The 18,148-nt window shown below is 61.4% G+C and carries 14 protein-coding genes and 1 pseudogene; 1 reads left to right on the top strand and 14 read right to left on the bottom strand.

Annotated elements, in window-relative coordinates; translation table 11 throughout:
* Nucleotides 1-108 precede the first annotated feature (108 nt).
* From gph to H6851_08505, 10 genes are all read right to left on the bottom strand, one after another.
* Nucleotides 109-768, bottom strand: coding sequence for a phosphoglycolate phosphatase (gph, locus tag H6851_08550; protein ID MCB9943650.1), 660 nt, complete (start codon nt 766-768; stop codon nt 109-111).
* Nucleotides 769-897: 129 nt separating this feature from the next.
* The gene (leuC, locus tag H6851_08545) at nt 898-2,307 is read right to left on the bottom strand and encodes a 3-isopropylmalate dehydratase large subunit (protein ID MCB9943649.1); all 1,410 of its coding nucleotides are present in this window, start codon (nt 2,305-2,307) and stop codon (nt 898-900) included.
* A 37-nt stretch (nt 2,308-2,344) separates the two neighbouring features.
* Nucleotides 2,345-2,770, bottom strand: coding sequence for a 50S ribosomal protein L19 (rplS, locus tag H6851_08540; protein ID MCB9943648.1), 426 nt, complete (start codon nt 2,768-2,770; stop codon nt 2,345-2,347).
* Nucleotides 2,771-2,834: 64 nt separating this feature from the next.
* A complete protein-coding gene (trmD, locus tag H6851_08535; GenBank protein MCB9943647.1) occupies nt 2,835-3,530 on the bottom strand; it encodes a tRNA (guanosine(37)-N1)-methyltransferase TrmD in 696 nt (231 codons plus the stop codon).
* Complete coding sequence (rimM, locus tag H6851_08530) at nt 3,527-4,048, bottom strand: 16S rRNA processing protein RimM (protein ID MCB9943646.1); 522 nt, start codon at nt 4,046-4,048, stop codon at nt 3,527-3,529. The genes trmD and rimM overlap by 4 nt, the downstream gene beginning before the upstream one ends.
* Nucleotides 4,049-4,081: 33 nt before the next feature.
* The gene (gene rpsP, locus H6851_08525; protein MCB9943645.1) at nt 4,082-4,423 is read right to left on the bottom strand and encodes a 30S ribosomal protein S16; all 342 of its coding nucleotides are present in this window, start codon (nt 4,421-4,423) and stop codon (nt 4,082-4,084) included.
* Nucleotides 4,424-4,449: 26 nt separating this feature from the next.
* Complete coding sequence (gene ffh / locus H6851_08520) at nt 4,450-5,811, bottom strand: signal recognition particle protein (GenBank protein MCB9943644.1); 1,362 nt, start codon at nt 5,809-5,811, stop codon at nt 4,450-4,452.
* A 133-nt stretch (nt 5,812-5,944) separates the two neighbouring features.
* On the bottom strand, nt 5,945-6,835 hold the full coding sequence (locus H6851_08515; protein MCB9943643.1) for a glycoside hydrolase family 16 protein: 891 nt from the start codon (nt 6,833-6,835) through the stop codon (nt 5,945-5,947).
* Nucleotides 6,836-7,186: 351 nt separating this feature from the next.
* Nucleotides 7,187-8,671 (bottom strand): BMP family ABC transporter substrate-binding protein, encoded by a 1,485-nt coding sequence (locus H6851_08510; GenBank protein MCB9943642.1) that lies wholly within the window; start codon nt 8,669-8,671, stop codon nt 7,187-7,189.
* 5 nt (nt 8,672-8,676) lie between these two features.
* Complete coding sequence (locus H6851_08505) at nt 8,677-9,411, bottom strand: formylglycine-generating enzyme family protein (protein MCB9943641.1); 735 nt, start codon at nt 9,409-9,411, stop codon at nt 8,677-8,679.
* A gap of 437 nt (nt 9,412-9,848) precedes the next feature.
* Between H6851_08505 and H6851_08500 the strand changes: the two are divergent.
* Nucleotides 9,849-10,826, top strand: a pseudogene (locus tag H6851_08500) (DMT family transporter).
* Nucleotides 10,827-10,902: 76 nt separating this feature from the next.
* Here H6851_08500 and H6851_08495 read toward each other — a convergent pair.
* The 4 genes from H6851_08495 to recQ form a co-directional block, all read right to left on the bottom strand.
* Nucleotides 10,903-12,096, bottom strand: coding sequence for an NADH:flavin oxidoreductase/NADH oxidase (locus tag H6851_08495; protein ID MCB9943640.1), 1,194 nt, complete (start codon nt 12,094-12,096; stop codon nt 10,903-10,905).
* A gap of 19 nt (nt 12,097-12,115) precedes the next feature.
* The gene (locus H6851_08490) at nt 12,116-15,055 is read right to left on the bottom strand and encodes an AsmA family protein (GenBank protein MCB9943639.1); all 2,940 of its coding nucleotides are present in this window, start codon (nt 15,053-15,055) and stop codon (nt 12,116-12,118) included.
* 53 nt (nt 15,056-15,108) lie between these two features.
* Entirely contained in the window at nt 15,109-16,035 is a 927-nt protein-coding gene (locus H6851_08485) for a tyrosine recombinase XerC (GenBank protein ID MCB9943638.1), read from the bottom strand.
* 229 nt (nt 16,036-16,264) lie between these two features.
* On the bottom strand, nt 16,265-18,088 hold the full coding sequence (gene recQ, locus H6851_08480) for a DNA helicase RecQ (GenBank protein MCB9943637.1): 1,824 nt from the start codon (nt 18,086-18,088) through the stop codon (nt 16,265-16,267).
* Between the last annotated feature and the right edge of the window lie 60 nt (nt 18,089-18,148).

Genomic DNA, 18,148 nt, shown 5'->3' with positions numbered 1-18,148 from the left:
TCCAATAAAGAAAGAACCCCGAATACGGGCGACTCGTCTTTAACAATCGGCAGAATTCGGTCAAATGAAAACGATCGTTCGGACGACCTGCACAGCCTGAACCGACGGTCAGGCCAGCTCCGCCACACGATCGACAAGCTCATCGAAATGGTCGAAACGGAAACGGGCCGTGAAGTCTTCGACCTGTTTTTTCCGGTAACCACGCGTGAAAAAGCCGAACGGAACTTCGGCCGCAAGAGCGGTTGCCTCATCAGTTTCACTATCGCCGATATACACGACGTCGTCGCGGGAACCGTTCAGCAGCTCCAGGCAATGAAACAGGCCGCGGGGGTCGGGCTTGAGTTCACCGACCAGTCCACCGCCGACGACAACCGTCACCAAACTGTCGAGCCCGCAGGTTCGAACAGCGTCGACGGCCAGATCATGTGGCTTGTTGGTACAGATCCCCAGGAGATGACCACCATCACGCAGCTGCCCCAGGGCGCGGATCGCGCCCGGATAGATCGTGGTCAACCCCGTTGGTCCAGCGGCGTAGTGGCGCTTGAAGCGGGCGCGAAACCCGTCCTCGAAAGCCGTATCGCCTCGCCCGCCTGTTGCATCCAGACAACGATCAACGAACCTGGCCGATCCATGACCGATGAAGGAGACCACCTGTTCAAGCGTCAATCTGTCGCGCCCGGACTCCTCAAGCGTGGCATTGGCAGCAGCACGGATGTCCGGCGCGCTGTCGATCAGGGTTCCGTCCAGATCGAAGATGATCGCAGCCATGGAACGGCCTCCTCAATGGGTCAGTCAACGACGGCCCAAACAGTATCCATTTCCGAAATTGGACCGATTGAGCGGGCCTGTTGCTTTCCATGTCCCCTGATACGGGCGATTCACCCGCGCAGACCGGCTTCAGAGCGTGCGAACGTCCGTCAGCTTCCCTGTAAGCGCCGCTGCCGCAGCCATCTCAGGACTGACCAGGTGGGTTCGACCAAGACGCCCCTGACGACCTTCAAAATTGCGGTTCGAGGTCGACGCACAGCGCTCCTCGGGTGCAAGCTGGTCCGGATTCATCCCCAGGCACATCGAACAGCCTGCTTCGCGCCACTCGAAACCGGCATCTTTGAAGATCTTGTCGAGACCTTCCTCTTCGGCCTGGGCCTTCACCAGTCCGGAACCCGGTACGACCATCGCACGGACACTCGGTGCAATATGCTTACCTTCGAGAACCTTTGCCGCAGCGCGAAGGTCCTCAATTCGACCATTGGTGCAGGAACCGAGAAACACACGATCTATCGCGACTTCCGCCAAAGGCGTTCCGGGGTCGAGCCCCATATAAGCCAGAGCACGCTCCATGGCCTTGCGGCGTCCCTCATCCTTCACGGTCTTCGGATCGGGAACGGCAGCGGAGATGCCGGCGACATCCTGAGGAGACGTCCCCCAGGTCACCTGTGGTTCGATATCCTCGGCCCGCAGGTGGACTTCCTTGTCATAGGTGGCACCTTCGTCCGATGGCAGGGTTTTCCAGTAGGCCACAGCCTGTTCATAGGCTCCGGCCTTGGGGGCCTTGGGCCGCCCCTTGATGTACTCGAACGTAATATCATCCGGTGCAATCAGGCCGGCCCTGGCGCCCGCTTCGATGGACATGTTGCAGATGGTCATGCGACCCTCCATCGACATTTCCCGCACCACATTGCCGGCATATTCGATGACATACCCCGTTCCGCCGGCAGTCCCGATCTTGCCGATGATGGCCAGGATCACGTCCTTGGCCGTCACGCCCCTTCCCAGTTGCCCCTCGACGGTTATCAGCATGTTCCTGGGCCGCGACTGGATCAACGTCTGGGTGGCGAGCACATGCTCGACTTCGGACGTGCCAATTCCAAAGGCCAGCGCTCCAAAGGCCCCATGGGTCGCCGTGTGACTGTCGCCACAGACAATGGTCATGCCCGGAAGCGTGAACCCCTGCTCCGGGCCGATGATATGAACCACTCCCTGACGAATATCGAAATGATCGTAGCATTCGATGCCGAATTCAGCGGCATTCTTCTGCAACGCCTCGACCTGAATGCGGGATATTTCGTCCTTGATCCCCTTGGTACGGTCAGGATCCGTCGGGACGTTGTGGTCGACCACAGCCAGTGTTGCCTCGGGACGACGCACCTTGCGGCCAGTCTGACGCAGGCCTTCGAAAGCCTGCGGACTGGTCACCTCGTGAACAAGATGGCGATCGATATAGATGAGGCAGGTGCCGTCATCCTGACGATCAACCAGATGTGCTTCCCAGATCTTGTCGAAAAGGGTCTTGGCCATCTTGTTCATTTCCCTTGAGGCAAATCCCGATCGAATTCAAAAATCATCAGGCTCGCGAAGCACTGTCGCCGGCCGAAGAAGCATCGTTGGCCGCGCCCTTGGGACCGACACGGTCGTCACGACGCTCGGTGATGCGTGCTGCCTTGCCTCGCAGTTCACGCAGATAATACAGCTTCGCCCGGCGAACCTTGCCCTTGCGTACGACCTCGATGCTGTCGATCCGCGGGCTGTACAGGGGGAACACGCGCTCCACGCCCTCGCCATAGGAAATCTTGCGTACCGTGAACGAGCTGTTCATGCCGCGGTTGCGGCGAGCGATACAGACCCCTTCGAAGGCCTGGACCCGCTCGCGGTTACCCTCGATCACGCGAACGTTGACGCGCAGGGTATCGCCGGGGCGGAACTCGGGGACGGCGCGCTCGGATGTCAGCTGGTCGATCTGCTGCTGCTCGATCTTTTCAATGATGTTCATCGCATCCTCACTTCAGCGATGCCGACGACGCAAGGCATTCGGGCCGCGCCAGCCGGGCTCGGTTTCAACTAGCATTCTTCAGGAGATCCGGCCGCCGCTCACGCGTCGACTGAAGCGCCATCTCCATGCGCCACGCCCGTATCCTGGCGTGATTGCCGGAGAGCAACACCTCGGGTACTTCTCGACCATCCCAGAGCTGGGGTCTTGTATACTGGGGATATTCCAGAAGACCAGAGCTGAAGCTCTCCTCGATGACAGATTCTCGGCGACCCACGACACCCGGAAGCAGCCGCACGATCGCATCGAGCAGGATCATCGCCGCGATTTCGCCCCCTGACAGGACAAAATCGCCAACCGATACCTCAAGGAAACCCTTGGCCTCGATTGCTCGCTGGTCCACCCCTTCATAGCGTCCGCAAAGGGCCACGATGCCGGGAGCAACCGCGAACTCCTCCACCATCGACTGGTCGAGCCTGCGACCGCGCGGGGTCAAATAAATCAGCGGGCGCAAATCACCGGCCGGATGGGCAAAGTCGGTAGCCGCCCCGATCACATCGGGCCGCATGATCATTCCTGCACCGCCGCCGAACGGGGTATCATCCACGCTCTTGTGACGGTCGCGGGTGAAATCGCGCAAACTCACCGCGTCGAGCGACCATCGCCCCTCGTTCAGGGCCTTGCCCGAGAGCGCAGAACCGAGCGGCCCCGGAAACATCTCGGGGAAGATGGTCAGAACCGTTGCAGACCAGGGGGCGTTCACGCTGGTTCCACCATGAAAGCCTCGGCAATGGATACCTGGCGCATATCCAGGTCGATGGCCGGGACATACTGCTCGATAAAAGGCAGCATGTACTCGCGACCATCATCATCCTCGAACGCAAGAACATCGCCGGCGCCGAAATCATGCACCGCGGTGACGGTCCCCACCCGTACACCATCGGGTCCGATCACATCGAGACCGACAAGGTCATCGGGATAGAATTCGTCATCGTCGGCTTCGGGCAACCGGCCACGCGGCACGAACAGATCCTTGCCGCGCAACAGTTCCGCGGCATTGCGATCCGCGATCCCGTCAGCCTGAACAATCACCCCGCCCTTGACGACCCCATCGACACGCAGTTCGAACAGGCGTTTGCCGGACTCATCGAAGACAGGGCCGTAATCCGCGACGTTCCTTGGATCATCGGTATAGCAACGCAGTTTCAGCGCGCCCCGAACCCCATGCGCTGTGGCCACGGTAGCCAGACGGACGAGATCTGTGGCTGGAACACGTTTCATGACCGGTCACCCGCACCCAATCAGCCCCGGGGATTACCCTTGGGCGGCCTCGGCTTCAGCCTTGGCCTTGGCCGCGGCGATGGCCGCAGCCCGCTTGCCCGTGCCACGCTGGCGAGTCGCACCCGGGAGGATGCCGGCCTTGTCAAGGAAGCGCGCCACGCGATCACTGACCTGCGCGCCATGGCCCAGATAATGACGAATACGTTCTTCATCGAGAACGATGCGCTGCTCGTTGTCATCGGGCAGCAGCGGATTGTAGCTTCCGACCTTCTCGATGAAACGACCATCACGCGCGTTGCGCGAATCCGCGGCGACAATGCGGTAATAGGGGCGCTTCTTCGTGCCCCCGCGAGCAAGCCTGATACGAACCGTCATGTTACTCCCAAACCCGATTGAGAAACCTAAAACCCACCGCCAGGCATCATGCCCGGTGGCATATTCCGCTGGAGGAACTGCTTCACGCCGCCCGCTTTTTTCATCTTCTTCATCATGTCCTGCATCTGGCGATGCTGCTTGAGAAGCTTGTTGACATCCTGGACGGAGGTGCCCGACCCCACGGCGATGCGCTTGCGTCTCGAGGCGTGAATCACCTGGGGATTGCGCCGCTCCTGTGGCGTCATCGAATCGATGATGGCGCACTGGCGCGTGACGACCTTCTCGTCGAGCTTGGCTTCGGCCATCTGTTGCTTGATCTTGCCGACCCCCGGCAGCATGCCCATCAGCCCGCCAAGCCCGCCCATCTTTGTCACCTGGCTCAACTGCATGCGCATGTCAGCCAGATCGAACTTGCCCTTCTGCAGCTTCCTGGCGACCTTGGCGGCCTCATCCTTGTCGACCACGGCAGCGGCCTGCTCGACCAGCGAAAGGACATCACCCATGTCGAGAATGCGGCTGGCCATTCGCTCGGGATGGAACGCCTCGAGCGCATCCATCTTTTCACCGGTGCCGCACAGCTTGATGGGTGCACCGGTGACTTCGCGCATCGACAGTGCGGCACCGCCACGCGCGTCGCCATCCATACGGGTGAGAACGATGCCCGTGACACCAATTCTCTCGTTGAATTCGCGGGCAACGTTGACAGCATCCTGACCGGTGAGACTGTCAGCCACCAGCAGCGTCTCATGCGGGCAGGAAATGTCACGCACCTGCCTGAGCTCGACCATGAGCTCATCGTCGACATGCAGGCGCCCCGCCGTGTCGAGGATAACGACATCGAACCCCTCACGGCGCGCCGTCTCCATCGCACGCTGGGCAATCTGCGTGGGCTTCTGGCCCATGATGATCGGCAGGCTGGCAACGCCCACCTGCTGGGCAAGCACCTCCAGCTGCCGCTGCGCCGCGGGACGCTGCACATCGAGTGATGCCAGGATGACCTTCTTGCGCTCCTTGTCGTGGAAGCGCCGGGCCAGCTTCGCGGATGTCGTCGTCTTGCCGGACCCCTGCAATCCGGTCATCAGGATCACACCGGGCGGACCGCCGAGTGTCACCTCCTCACTGGAACCGCCGAGCAGGGCGACCAACTCGTCATGGACGATCTTGACGACCATCTGCCCCGGCGTGACCGAGCGGACGACCTCCTGGCCAACCGCCCGTTCCTTGACCCGCGTGACGAAATTCTTGACCACCGGCAGCGCGACATCAGCCTCCAGCAAGGCGACACGGATCTCCCGCATCGCCTCGGCGACATCGCTCTCGGACAAGGCTCCGCGCCGCTTCAGGCGGTCGAGCACTCCGTTCAGACGGTTGGTAAGACTCTCGAACATCTCACATCACGACGAAAGGGTCCCGGACCGCGAAAAATCGGACCGAGACCCGGATATTCCTCGAAAAAGGCGATCGGCGACTTCAGTCGCAGCGCCGGTGTTTAGGCGCCCGGCAACGGGCGTGTCAAGATCATCACGGAGCAAGGCCAGCTTGCTGGATGGATTTCTGACCGTAGATCCGCACGTGGTCGATCTCGACCTCGCAAGGCCAGGGCGTGGTCCGGTCGGGGCTGCCCGGCCAGTTGCTCCCCACTTCCCAGCTCGCGAGGAAGTACATGGGCTGGTCGATTGCGGGCGCCGCATGCTCCCGCATCACCTTGCCATTGACGGTCCAGCGCATGATTTCCGGAGTCCACTCGAAACCGATGGTCATCCAGTCGTTGATCGTTCCCTTTCCGTCAATGTAACTGAAAGGTGGAACATTGACGCCCTCGGGCATGTGGAGATTGGTATAGAGGTTGTTGTCACCGCCAATCACCTCCAGCATGTCGACCTCGGGGGGCCAGCTACCGTTGCTCGGCAGCATCCAGAATGCCAGGTGGTGCCCCTTGCCGAACCGGTTGAGGCGCAACTTTACTTCCCAATAGCCGTAGCGCTGGGCATGGCTGTGTTCCATGGAGATCATCGACGCCAGATAGGGGAAACCGTCGAAGACCTTGCGCAGTCTCTTCGGCAACCTGTAGGTGCGCATCTTCAAGGTGCCGTTCGAGACATCGTGCATGAAGGGACCGGGAAGCCCGGTCGCCGCGCGCAGGTACTGCCGTACCGTCCGCCTCTTGCGACCGAAGACCTCGTCATCGGCAACCTTGAAACCGAGATCCCGGTTGCCCTCGAGATGACGAACATTCCAGGTCATGAAATGAGTGGACCAAAGGAGCTTGTTGAGATCCCGGCCGTTCATTTCATCCGACAGCTCAAGCTCATATCCATCGGGCACATAGGGCGAGCGCTCCTGCGCCTGTACGCCCGCCCACGGAATGAGCACGAAAACGAGACATGCGAACGCCCGGCGGGCGCCGTTCATTGCTGAGATTCTATTCAATTGCAGGTCCGATCTGGATACGGGTTCACGAAACTCCCCCTACGCTCAGATACGCAGGATAGCGTATTCATAGCCGCTTCGCATCACCTAATCGGCTAATTTATGACACTTAAAAGTTGGAATAAATCGCAACCGATACCCGACATGACCATTGATGCCTCGTGCCATGGAGTTGCTGGTGGGAGTATCAGGCTGATGGTGAAGTGTCACCCATCCGCCGAAAACCGATCTCGATGATTGCCCGCTACCGGGACAAATCCCCGACTGCACGCGGCGACAACACCGAAACAACTGTAGAAAATGCTCGGCGCTTGCCGATTGCAGCGGCCACGGTCAGTTATCGGGTCCGCTCGTGGGTTCGGACGTCGGAAGATCGCCCTTGACGCCCAATACGAGGTAATCCATCGACAACATCTCGGCGTCGGTCAATACACGTCCCGACGGCACCCGCACAACGCCCGACTGGTCGCGGATCGTTCCCTCGAAAATCCGCAGCTTGCCTGCAGCGATGTCATCGCGGGTCTTGAGCACACGCTGCTGCAACCCGTCAGGCAGGTTCTTGTTCAACGGCGCCAGCGCCACGGCTCCCTGTTCGAGCCCCCACCACATCTGTTCCGGCTTCCACGTGCCGTCATGCAGTGAGTTCACGATATCGAGATAGACCGGTTCCCAATTCCAGACTGCGGCCGTGAGGCTGGCCGTGGGGGCGAACAGGCTCATGTCGCTGTGATAGCCTATGGCATACCGGTCACGTTGCTCAGCCGCCTGCACCGTTGCTGTTGAATCCTGATGCATGGTGAGAACGTCCGCCCCGTAGTCGATCAACCGGTCGGCCGATTCGCGTTCGATGCCCGGCCCGTACCAGGTACCTGTCCACAGGACACGGACCTCGACATCGGGATTGACCGATTGCGCACCGAGAGTGAAGGCATTGATGCCGCGCAATACCTCGGCAATCGGCATGGCGGCGACATAGCCGATGATGCCCGACGACGTGGAGCCGCCAGCGACCATGCCAGCAAGGTAGCGGGCCTCGTACATCCGGCCGAAATACGTTCCGACATTGTCGGAGGTCTTGAACCCCGAACAGTGCATGAAAGTCACCTGGGGATAGCGGCGGGCCGCCTCCAGGGTCGGATCCATGAAGCCGAAACTCGTCGTGAAGATCAGGTTGGCGCCATCAGCCACCAGTTCGTCGATAGCATTCGCGATCAATGCCGGATCGTCAGGAATACTTTCGATATAACTCGTCTTTTCGACAAATGGCAGCTTCTCGATGGCCCTGCGTCCGAGGTCGTGCGAATAGGTCCAGCCGGCATCGCTGACCGGTGCCGGATAGATGAAGCCCGCGCGAATGGTCCCGACGGCAGGACGCAGCGGCAGCTGCTTGGGCTTCGCATCGCCGAAGGCGATCGTCTGTCCAAGGGCCGTCAGCATCGACAGCGCCCGTTCGACCGTTTCCAGCGGACCTGACAACGGCTCAAGATAGGCCGAAGCCGCCCAGCCTTCGCCGCCATCGCTTGTCCGGACCCGGCTCCATTCACGATTCTCCACCGTATTGAGGCTGCGCTCCACTTCAAGCACCGGCTGGCCTTCGCGCAGGGTTCCGACCGGAGAATTCGCCACGGACGGATCACCCCGCAGATTGAGGGCCGTCGCCGCCACGCTGTACGTCCTCATCAGCTCTCCGCGAGGAATCCGCTCGCTACGGTCGGATGCGACCCAACCTTCGTCCTGGGCCGCAACCGACAGCGCCACCCCCTCCAACGCCAGGAATACGCCAAGGGATGCGAGCAGCGCACGAGCACTCTTGAGCATGAAGGTCACTCCTCGAGAACGAGACGGAAACCGGTTTGCGGCACGGAGAAATCCGCTGCATAGAAATCACGGGACCAGACCCGTACAATGCGCACCGGATCGTCAAAGCTGCCTCCCCGACGGACACGCAATGGCCCTTCCGGTGGCACAAGCGGATTGGTCAGGCGCCCGCCATACCGGTCTTCCCCCTTGACGAAACCGTCCATGACCCATTCGGACGCATTTCCGATCATGTCGTGCAATCCAGCGGGGTTGGGGCTGAAATGACCGACCGGGGCCGTCACCTTGTAACCGTCCGGCAGCCGGTAGTCCTCGACGCGGTCCTTGAGATTGGCATACTGGTAGGCTCGCTCGTCGGATGTCCCCCAGAACCGCGCGGTGCGGGTCCCGGCTCTTGCCGCATATTCCCATTCGGCTTCCGTCGGCAGCCGGAACCGGCGGCCCGCGGTGTCGCTCAGCCAGTTGCTGAAAGCCACGGCATCGGTCCAGCTCACATCGACGACGGGCTGGTCATCGCCATCCAGACTTTCACCGTAGAGCGAACCGCTATGATGGTCGGGCCGATAGCGCCGGTACTGACCGTTGGTGACTTCGTAGCGTCCGATCTCGAAAGCATCCAGGCAGACCCGACCGACTTCGCCCACATCGATGCCACCCATTTCGAAGCAACCCTGCGGCATGGCGACAAAATCGATCCCTGCCACCGTCTCCACCGGCGTGCTCTGAGCCCGTGCAGTCACCACGAAGGTGTCCGCATCGAAACACGCGGAAAGAATACCCGCCAGACAGGAAACGACGCCCAGGATACAACACCTCGAAGACACCACCGCCCCCTATGCGCCTCTGACTCAACTGGTTGGTGTGATTGATTTCTGGAGGAACAATAGCCGCGAGAATGCCCATGTCAAACATGGATAAGGAATTCTCCGTATCTTCACATGCAATATATTGCGTATTGGTATCCCATAAAATGAATGATTTTGTATTTGACACCATTTGGTTGATTGGACGCTTGTCTTGCCATGATCCTGACATCGGATCCGGCTCGAAAATCATCTATTCAACAAAGCGATGACAAACGCTCCAGTATCCGTCAAAGCCGCGCAGGTGAGCGGTTGCGGATGACCTTTGCGAATTGAGTATCGAGCTGGATTGACGGATGATGCCGCCAAGCCGAATGGCCCGGGGGGAGAAATCATAATTGCAGCATTCGAACCGACTTGGGGCACTTTCCGCCCTGATTGCCGTATTCTGCTTCTCCATCAACGATATGGCGATAAAATTCCTGTCAGGCGGATATGCCCTGCATCAGGTCGTCTTCATCCGCGCACTGATCGGCATAACCATTCTCCTCACCGTGTTGCTGCCCTTTTCCGGTGGGCTGGCCGCCCTTCAAACCCACCGGTTCGGCATGCATATGCTGCGCGGCCTTTGCGTGGTCTTCGCCAACATGACGTTCTTTCTGGGACTGGCGGCCCTGCCACTTGCCGAAGGGGTTGCCGTCTTCTTCATCTCGCCACTGGTCATCACCGTGTTTTCCATGATCTTCCTCAAGGAGAAAGTCGGCCCGAGACGCTGGGCGGCCATCGTCATCGGCCTTGCCGGTGTACTGGTCATGCTGCGGCCCGGCACGGGCCTGTTCCAGCCCGCCGCACTGCTGCCGATGGTCGCAGCCGTGGGCTACGCGTCGCTCCACATGCTGACCCGGCACATCGGACGCACGGAAAGTACACTTGCGATGTCCTTTTACATCCAGATAACGTTCATTCTCCTGTCATCGACAATCGGCCTTGCCGTCGGAGATGGCCGCTATGCCGGAACCGGCAATGTCTCGCTGGATTTCTTCTTTCGGCAGTGGACCATGCCTGATCAACGCGACTGGTTGATCCTGTTCGCGCTGGGGTTGACCTCCGCATTTGGCGGCTTTTTCATCAGTCAGGCCTATCGTGTCGCCGAAGCAGCTCTCGTCGCCCCTTTCGAATACGCCGCCCTGCCGCTGGCGGTGTTCTGGGGCTTTGCCGTATTCGGCGAATGGCCCGACATGACGAGCCTTGCCGGCATTGCCCTGATCACCGGCTCCGGGCTTTTCATGATCTGGCGAGAAGCCGTCAACCGCTCGATTGAGGTTCCCGATACGCCCCGTTACCGCCGCTGAATTTCCGTGTTGTTCATGCAGAATATCCAGAACAACACGGCCGGCATGCCAAACAGGTTGAAGCGCACCTGCCGCATCACGCCTGCCGCATCGCCTTCGCTCCCGGCCATGCCTTCGGTGCGGCGCGGGCATAGATCTCGGGATAGCGAATTTCCTCATTCAGTGCCATTGCCGCGTGCCAGCCCCAGTGCGGGTCGTCCATCGCCCCGCGCGCAAGGGCAACCATGTCGGCACGGCCATCGGCAACGATCGCTTCGGCCTGATGGGCACCGGTGATAAGTCCCACCGCGATCACCGTCATGCCGGTTTCCCGTTTGACACGTTCCGCGAATGGCACCTGATATCCGGGCTCGAGTTTGATCTTCTGCCGGGGGTCGACACCTGCGGAGCTGACATCGATGAAATCGCAGCCCAGCCTTTCCAGCTCCCTCGCCAGCACTACCGTCTGCTCGATATCCCAGCCACCCTCAATCCAATCGGTGGCCGAGATCCGCACACCAAGCGGCCTGCTCTCCGGCAATGCGGCGCGTACGGCGGCAAAGCACTCCAGCGGAAAGCGCATCCGCCCCTGCAAGTCACCGCCATAGGCGTCTGTGCGATGATTCGAGAGTGGCGAGAGAAACTGGTGCATCAGGTAGCCATGCGCCATGTGCAACTCGATGAGTTCGAAGCCCAACCGGTTGGCGCGAATGGCACTTTCCACCATCTCGGACTTGATCCGCATGAGTCCCGGCCCGTCGATCGCGCGCGGTGTATGCCAGCCCGTGTCATAGGCCAGGGCCGAAGGAGCCAGCGTTTCCCAGGGATGCTCCGATGGACCCAGCGGCGCTCCCCCGTTGGCAGGTGTCTGCGTGGACGCCTTGCGACCCGCATGGCCGAGCTGGATGGCCATGGCTGCGGTGCCGTGTTCACGGCAGAAGCTCAGGATGCGGGCGAAACCCTCCTCCTGCGCGTCAGTATAGAGCCCCAGGCAGTTATGCGTGATGCGGCCAACGGGCGAAACCGCCGTAGCTTCAACCATGACGAGGCCGAATCCACCCAGCGCCAGCGAACCCAGATGCACCAGATGCCAGTCGTTGGGCACGCCATCCTGCGCGCTGTACTGGCACATCGGCGCCACCATGATCCTGTTTTCCAGCTTCAGCGACCGAAGCCGGATGGGTGAAAAGAGGTGATTGGCCACCTTGTCGATTCCCTTGATGCTGCCTGCCGACCGAAAACGCTCTTCCTGCCATTCACGTCCGGGGCACCCCCCGTTCGTCGGCGCCATAGCTGCAATCTATCGCCGATCAAGGGCGAATGGCCAGCCTTCCCGGTGGACCGATGACATGAACCGGAGCAGTGCCGGCCAGCAGTGCATCCAGCATCCACGCGGGCAGGTCGAGCCGCGCCTCGAACGGTATTTGCCCAGGACCGCCCACCCCCGGCTGATCGCCCGTAGCAGGCGCATCATGAACGATGCGGCCGTGGCGAACCTCAAGGATGCCATGCTCGACCCCAAGATCTCCCTCGATGGCGTCGAACGCCTGCCGTTCGACAACCCCACCCGGCAACATCATGCTACCGCCAGAAATCTCGAAATGCCCCTCTCCCGCCAGCGTCGACAGCAGTCGCCACAGATTTTCGCCCACAGCCCGCATGTCGAGCGCCATGTCCATTCGGCCGGAGAGGCCGTCGCCGATGCCCAGCCAGTCCAGGACGGTCGCGACTTCGACCCCGTCCAGTTCAACGTTCAGATCGAGTCCCGTCTGCTTGTATCGAGAATCGAGCGTCAGGGAGCCATTGCCTATTTCCATTCTCATCGGCGTGAAACCGATGGCATCCGCCCCCATCGTCATCCGGCCCTGAACGATTGGCGCACCATCGCCATCCAGCGCTTCGAGATCCACAGTCACATGCCGGCTGAACGGCCATGTCCAGTGCCACGACCGTTTTGGCCAGGCACCGACCCAGCGGGCGACCGGCCCCGGTTCCAGCCCCAGCAACAACGACAGCCCGTCATAGAGCGGTGAGCCCATGGAAGGAGTGACATTGCGCGCGACGACCTGCCCGCTCGCGCTGTCGGAATCGTCGACCGCCAGTGACGCATCGACCTGGACCTGGCCAAATTTCAACCTTGCCGTGCCAGACGGCCTATCTGCCTTGCGCCCGTTCCAGTCGATATCGACACGGGCTTCACTGCCGGATAGCGGCGCATCGAGCACCAGTGCCGCCAGCCGGCGCACCAGATCGCCGCTGCCGTCAGCCGCCAGGGAACCGTGGAGATCAAACGCGTCCGGCGTTCCTGCAGCACTCAGGTCACCTTTAAGGTCCCCTCCGTCCAGTTTCACCGTCAATCTGGACGAACTAGCCGCGCCCTCCAGCCCCGTCTCGACCCGCACGGGTCCCAGCAGTGACATGACCAATGGTGCCTCGTAACCCAGTTCGCGAAGGACGCGGGCCGGAGACGATATGTCAACCGAACCTTCAAGATCCATGACGGACAGATCGAGGTCCATCACCCCTGCGAACCGCGCCGTGGCATCGAGCGCATCGCCGATCGCCAGTTCCTCGATCACCATTTCGCCATCGCGCATCCGGCTTTTCAGGCTGAGCCCCTGCAGCCGCAACGGGCCCAGACTGGCGCGATCGACGATCAGGTCGAGCGCATGATCGAAACCGGCAAGCCATTGCCTCAGGTGGGACAAGCGATCCCCCCACCCCGCTTCATCATCGCTTTCAAGTGGATTGCCATCTCCGCCCGATACGGCCAGCATGTCGAGATCCAGCCGATCGACCCGCAGCTTCGCTGCAACTTGCGGTTGCGCCCCATCAACCAGAGCCAGCCCTCCTTCGACCTTCGTGCCATCAAGCCGCAGCTTCATGTCGCGAAGCTCGAACCGGTGCGGACCCATACCGATATTCGAATCGAGATTCATGCCGGTGATCGCATCGTGACGCAGCCCGGCCAGCCCCAGCCCCAACATGTCGCGAAGCCCCGGCACGTCCTCGCTTGCCATCCGCAGATGGCCATCGAGCTCCAGGCCATGGGCAGCGACTCGCAAATCGCCCTCCAGTGACAACTCGCCACTGCCCGGCAGGATCGCGTTGAATGCGTTGATCCGCCCTGCTCCCCCGCCGTCGAGTGAAATCTGCCCGTCTATTCGCCGCAGATCTTCGCCGGCCAGTCCCAGACGGCCAATGTCCACTCTCAGCATTGCTGACAGGTCGACGGGCAGTGCGGCTGCCAGTCTGGAGCTGAACAGAAGGGGTACGAACGAGACGGGATCGATGTCGTACCCAAGCTCCAGATCGTCGATCGTCACCGCTGCCTGGACCTCGGGACGTCCCCGCAGAGCCGCGGACAGATCGACCATGACCTCCTGATTGCCGTGCCGGACGATCCCGCGTTCAACCTTGAGATAGTCAGTGGCAACCTGGAGATGTCCGGAAAAAGTCGTTGCGGGATCGACCGGAGGCATCCACGCAGGTCTGGTGGTGAAGAATGTCGCCAGATCGACGAGAAGTCGCGGCGTTCCCTCGAATTCCCCGGCGAAAAGCGGCAATCTCTCTCCGGCCTGTACCTGGCCGCGCAGGATCAGTTGGCTGTCATCCGCCTGCAACGCGATATCGATGCTCGACCTGCGTCCGGCGTGGGGCTCGCTCATGTCCATGTCCAGAACGACCGATCGCCCCGCCAGCATGCCCGCGAGTTCGACCTTCCGGCGGCCGCTCTGCGCATCGATGGCGAATTGACCTTCCAGCGCATCGACGCGCTGTTGCCGGCCATCCGCAGACACCAGATCGACACGAGCGTTGACCACGCTCAGCCGCTCGAACACAGGGTCGACATACTCCCTGAGTGGCAGGTTGAGCCAGCCTGCCACGTCCCTGCCGTCGACCACGACCCGTATCGCGGGACGAATCAATCGCATCTCGCGGATCACGGGCTTGCCGGCGAGCAAGCCCGGCAGGTCGACCTGCAGGTCGATACGATCGACATCCCCCTGCGGTCCCAGACCGTCGACATCGATGTTCCTGATCGTTGCCTTGCTGATCGTGATCGACGGGCTCGGCAACAGCTTCACGCCGAACTGTCCGTTTATGGTCAGCCGCTGGCCACTGATCTCCGCTACCTGCTCGCGCAACTTGCGCTGAACAGCCTCCTGATCGATCAGGATCGGAAGAGCCACAAGTACCGCCGCAGCGAAAGCTGCCAGAAGTCCAAAAGCGGCTATGATTTTGCGCAAGTCCCTGCTCCGGCCTCGGCTCGCCCGACTATCCTCGGCATGTTGACAAAATTCTACGCCCGCGGATGGGCACGCGTGTAGATTTCCATGAGCTGGGTACTGTCAACAGCCGTATATCGTTGCGTCGTGGAAAGGCTGGCATGCCCCAACAACTCCTGGATTGCGCGAAGGTCAGCGCCGCTGGACAAGAGATGGGTGGCAAAACTGTGGCGAAGCGCATGCGGAGTTGCCGTTTCCGGCAGGCCGAACAATTGTCGCAACTCCCGCACCCGTGCCTGGATGATCGAGGCCTGGAGGCGTTTGCCACGCAATCCGACGAAGAGTGGACCCGGTCCGTCAAGCGTGAACGGACAGGCCCTCAGATAGGCTTCCAGCGCTTCGCTCACGATCCGCAGAAGCGGCACCACTCGCTCCTTGCCGCCCTTTCCCGTCACCCGGAGTTCGGATGCACCTTCATGCAGGTCGCTGCGGGCGAGACCCGTCGCCTCACCGATGCGCAGCCCAGCGCCATAGAGCAACAGCAGCACCGCCAGATCGCGCGTGGCCACCCAGGGCTCACCATGGCGGTTCATTGCCGCCGCGCGCAATACATCGATCTGGCCTGTCGACAGCGGCCTCGGCAGTGTCTTGTTAAAGCCCGGCGTGCGCATCGCCCGCAGGGACGGATTATGCAGCCCGTGGCGCCGGTCGATGAAGGCGAAGAAACTGCGCACACCTGCCATCGCCCTCGCCGTCGAACTACGCGCATAGTCCTCGCCATGCCGCCACGCGAGCCAGGCACGGAAATCGGCAGGCCGCATGCCGAGAAGCACGGGCACCGTCACCTCCCCGCCATGGTGGCCGGAAAGGAAGGTGATGAAGGCAGCAAGATCCTGCTCGTAGGCCGCAAGGGTCCGCGATGCCAGACGCCGCTCCTTGAACAGCCAGGTTCTCCAGCCCTGCGCCAGTTCTGACAGGTGCTGATCCGCAAACGCCAACATCCCGAACTCCCGAACCTCCTGTTGCTCATCCGTCGTCACGACGGCAATCTACCAACGATTGATGAAGGAGAGTATCCCCCAATGAAATTTCGAAGCACCGCATTTCCCGGCACGACGATACGGACCCGGCGACCTGTTCGAAAATACACCCGAATGGCGTCAGACGCGGCAATGGGCGGGACAGGTCCGACTACGGAAATTCTGCAGTGACAGATTTTACCGAATCGGATCAGGCTGCCTCATCGGCGGTTTCGACGATGGCGAGCATTTCCGCTCCGTAGCGCTCGATCTTTCTCGCCCCCATTCCGGGGATGAGTGACAGGGCGGCAAGATCCCCCGGACGCCGCTCGGCAATGGCGACAAGCGTCGAGTCGTGCATGATGACATAGGGAGGAACTCCCTGTTCGCGGGCCAGTTCGAGCCGCCGATGGCGCAGGCGTTCGAACAGGGCGCGGTCAGCGCGATCGGTCAGCGAGTCGGCCCCTCCCGATGCCCGTCCCCCCTTCTCACGTGTTTTCGAGGTCTTGGGCAACTGCCGAAGCATGACCTTGCGCTCCCCCTTGAGTACCGGTCGCACGTCGCCCGCGAGCATCAGCCCGCCGTGTCCTTCCATGTCGACGGCCACGAGTCCAAGCGCGGCCAGTTGCCGCATGATTCCCTTCCACTCCCGGGCCGAAAACCGGCGGCCACGGCCGAACAACTGCAGCCGGTCATGGCCGAACTGCACGGCCCGGTCGTTGTCGACCCCGCGCAGCACGTCGATGACATGGCCGGCGCCGAAGCGCTGGCCGGTACGGTAGATGGCCGAAAGCGCAAGCTGGACCGGTTCGGTGGCGTCAAAGGTCGCAGCCGGCTCAAGACAGCTGTCACAATTGCCGCAGGGCTCGTGTCCGTCTTCGCCGAAATAGGACAGCAGCACCTGTCGCCGGCAACGGGTGGTTTCGACATAGCCGAGCATGGCATCGAGTTTCTGCCGTTCCAGGCGTTTTTGCCGTTCGTCCCCCTGCGAGCGGGCCAGAAGGGACTGGAGCTTGCCGATATCCTCCATGCCATAGGCCAGCCAGGCAGTCGCCGGGAGACCGTCCCGTCCGGCCCGCCCGGTCTCCTGGTAATAGGCCTCGATGCTTTTCGGCAGGTCGAGGTGGGCGACGAAACGGACATTGGGCTTGTCGATACCCATGCCGAAGGCGATGGTCGCCACGACGACCAACCCCTCCTCGGAAATGAAGCACCGCTGGTTGTGCGCCCGCGCCTCGGGGGGCAGTCCGGCGTGATACGGCAGCGCCCGGACCCCCTGTTCGTTCAGCCAGCGCGCCGTCTCCTCGACCTTCGCCCGGCTGAGGCAGTAGACGATGCCGGCGTCACCCTTGTGACGGGCTTCGATGAAGGAAAGCAGCTGCCGCCGCGGATTGTCCTTGATGCGGATGAGATAGCGGATATTGGGCCTGTCGAAGCCGGACACGAACACGCGCCCATCACCCAGATCGAGGCGCTCGACGATCTCGTTGCGGGTCGGCACGTCAGCGGTGGCCGTCAGTGCCAGGCGCGGGATGCCGGGCAGGCTCTGGTGCAGGCGTGCAAGCTCAAGATAGTCGGGACGGAAATTGTGTCCCCACTGACTGACGCAGTGGGCTTCGTCGATGGCAAACAGCCGTATCGGCGCACGGGCCAGAAGGTCAAGGAAACCCGTAGCGGTGACACGTTCGGGGGCGACATAGACGAGATCCAGTTCGCCAGCGAGGAGACTGCGCTCGACGCGCCGCTGTTCCGCGAACGGCATGACCGAATTGAGCGCCTCGGCATGCACGCCCAGCTGCTGCATCGCCATCACCTGATCCTGCATCAGCGCGATGAGCGGTGTCACGACCAGCACCGTACCGTCACGGCAGAGGGCCGGAACCTGATAGCACAATGACTTGCCCCCGCCGGTGGGCATCAATACCAATGCGTCACCACCCGCGAGCACATGATCGATGATCTCCGCCTGCTGGCCGCGAAAAGACGGATAGCCGAAAATTTCCCTGAGCACCTCAAGGGGTTCGCGATGGGTCAAATCGGCATCCGTATGGCTGTTGAATGATGGAACGAAGGGATGAACCCGGTTTAGCGGCTA

This window comes from Geminicoccaceae bacterium, assembly GCA_020638465.1.
Classification (GTDB): Bacteria; Pseudomonadota; Alphaproteobacteria; order Geminicoccales; family Geminicoccaceae; genus JAGREO01.
This window is presented reverse-complemented; position numbering and strand designations above follow the sequence as displayed.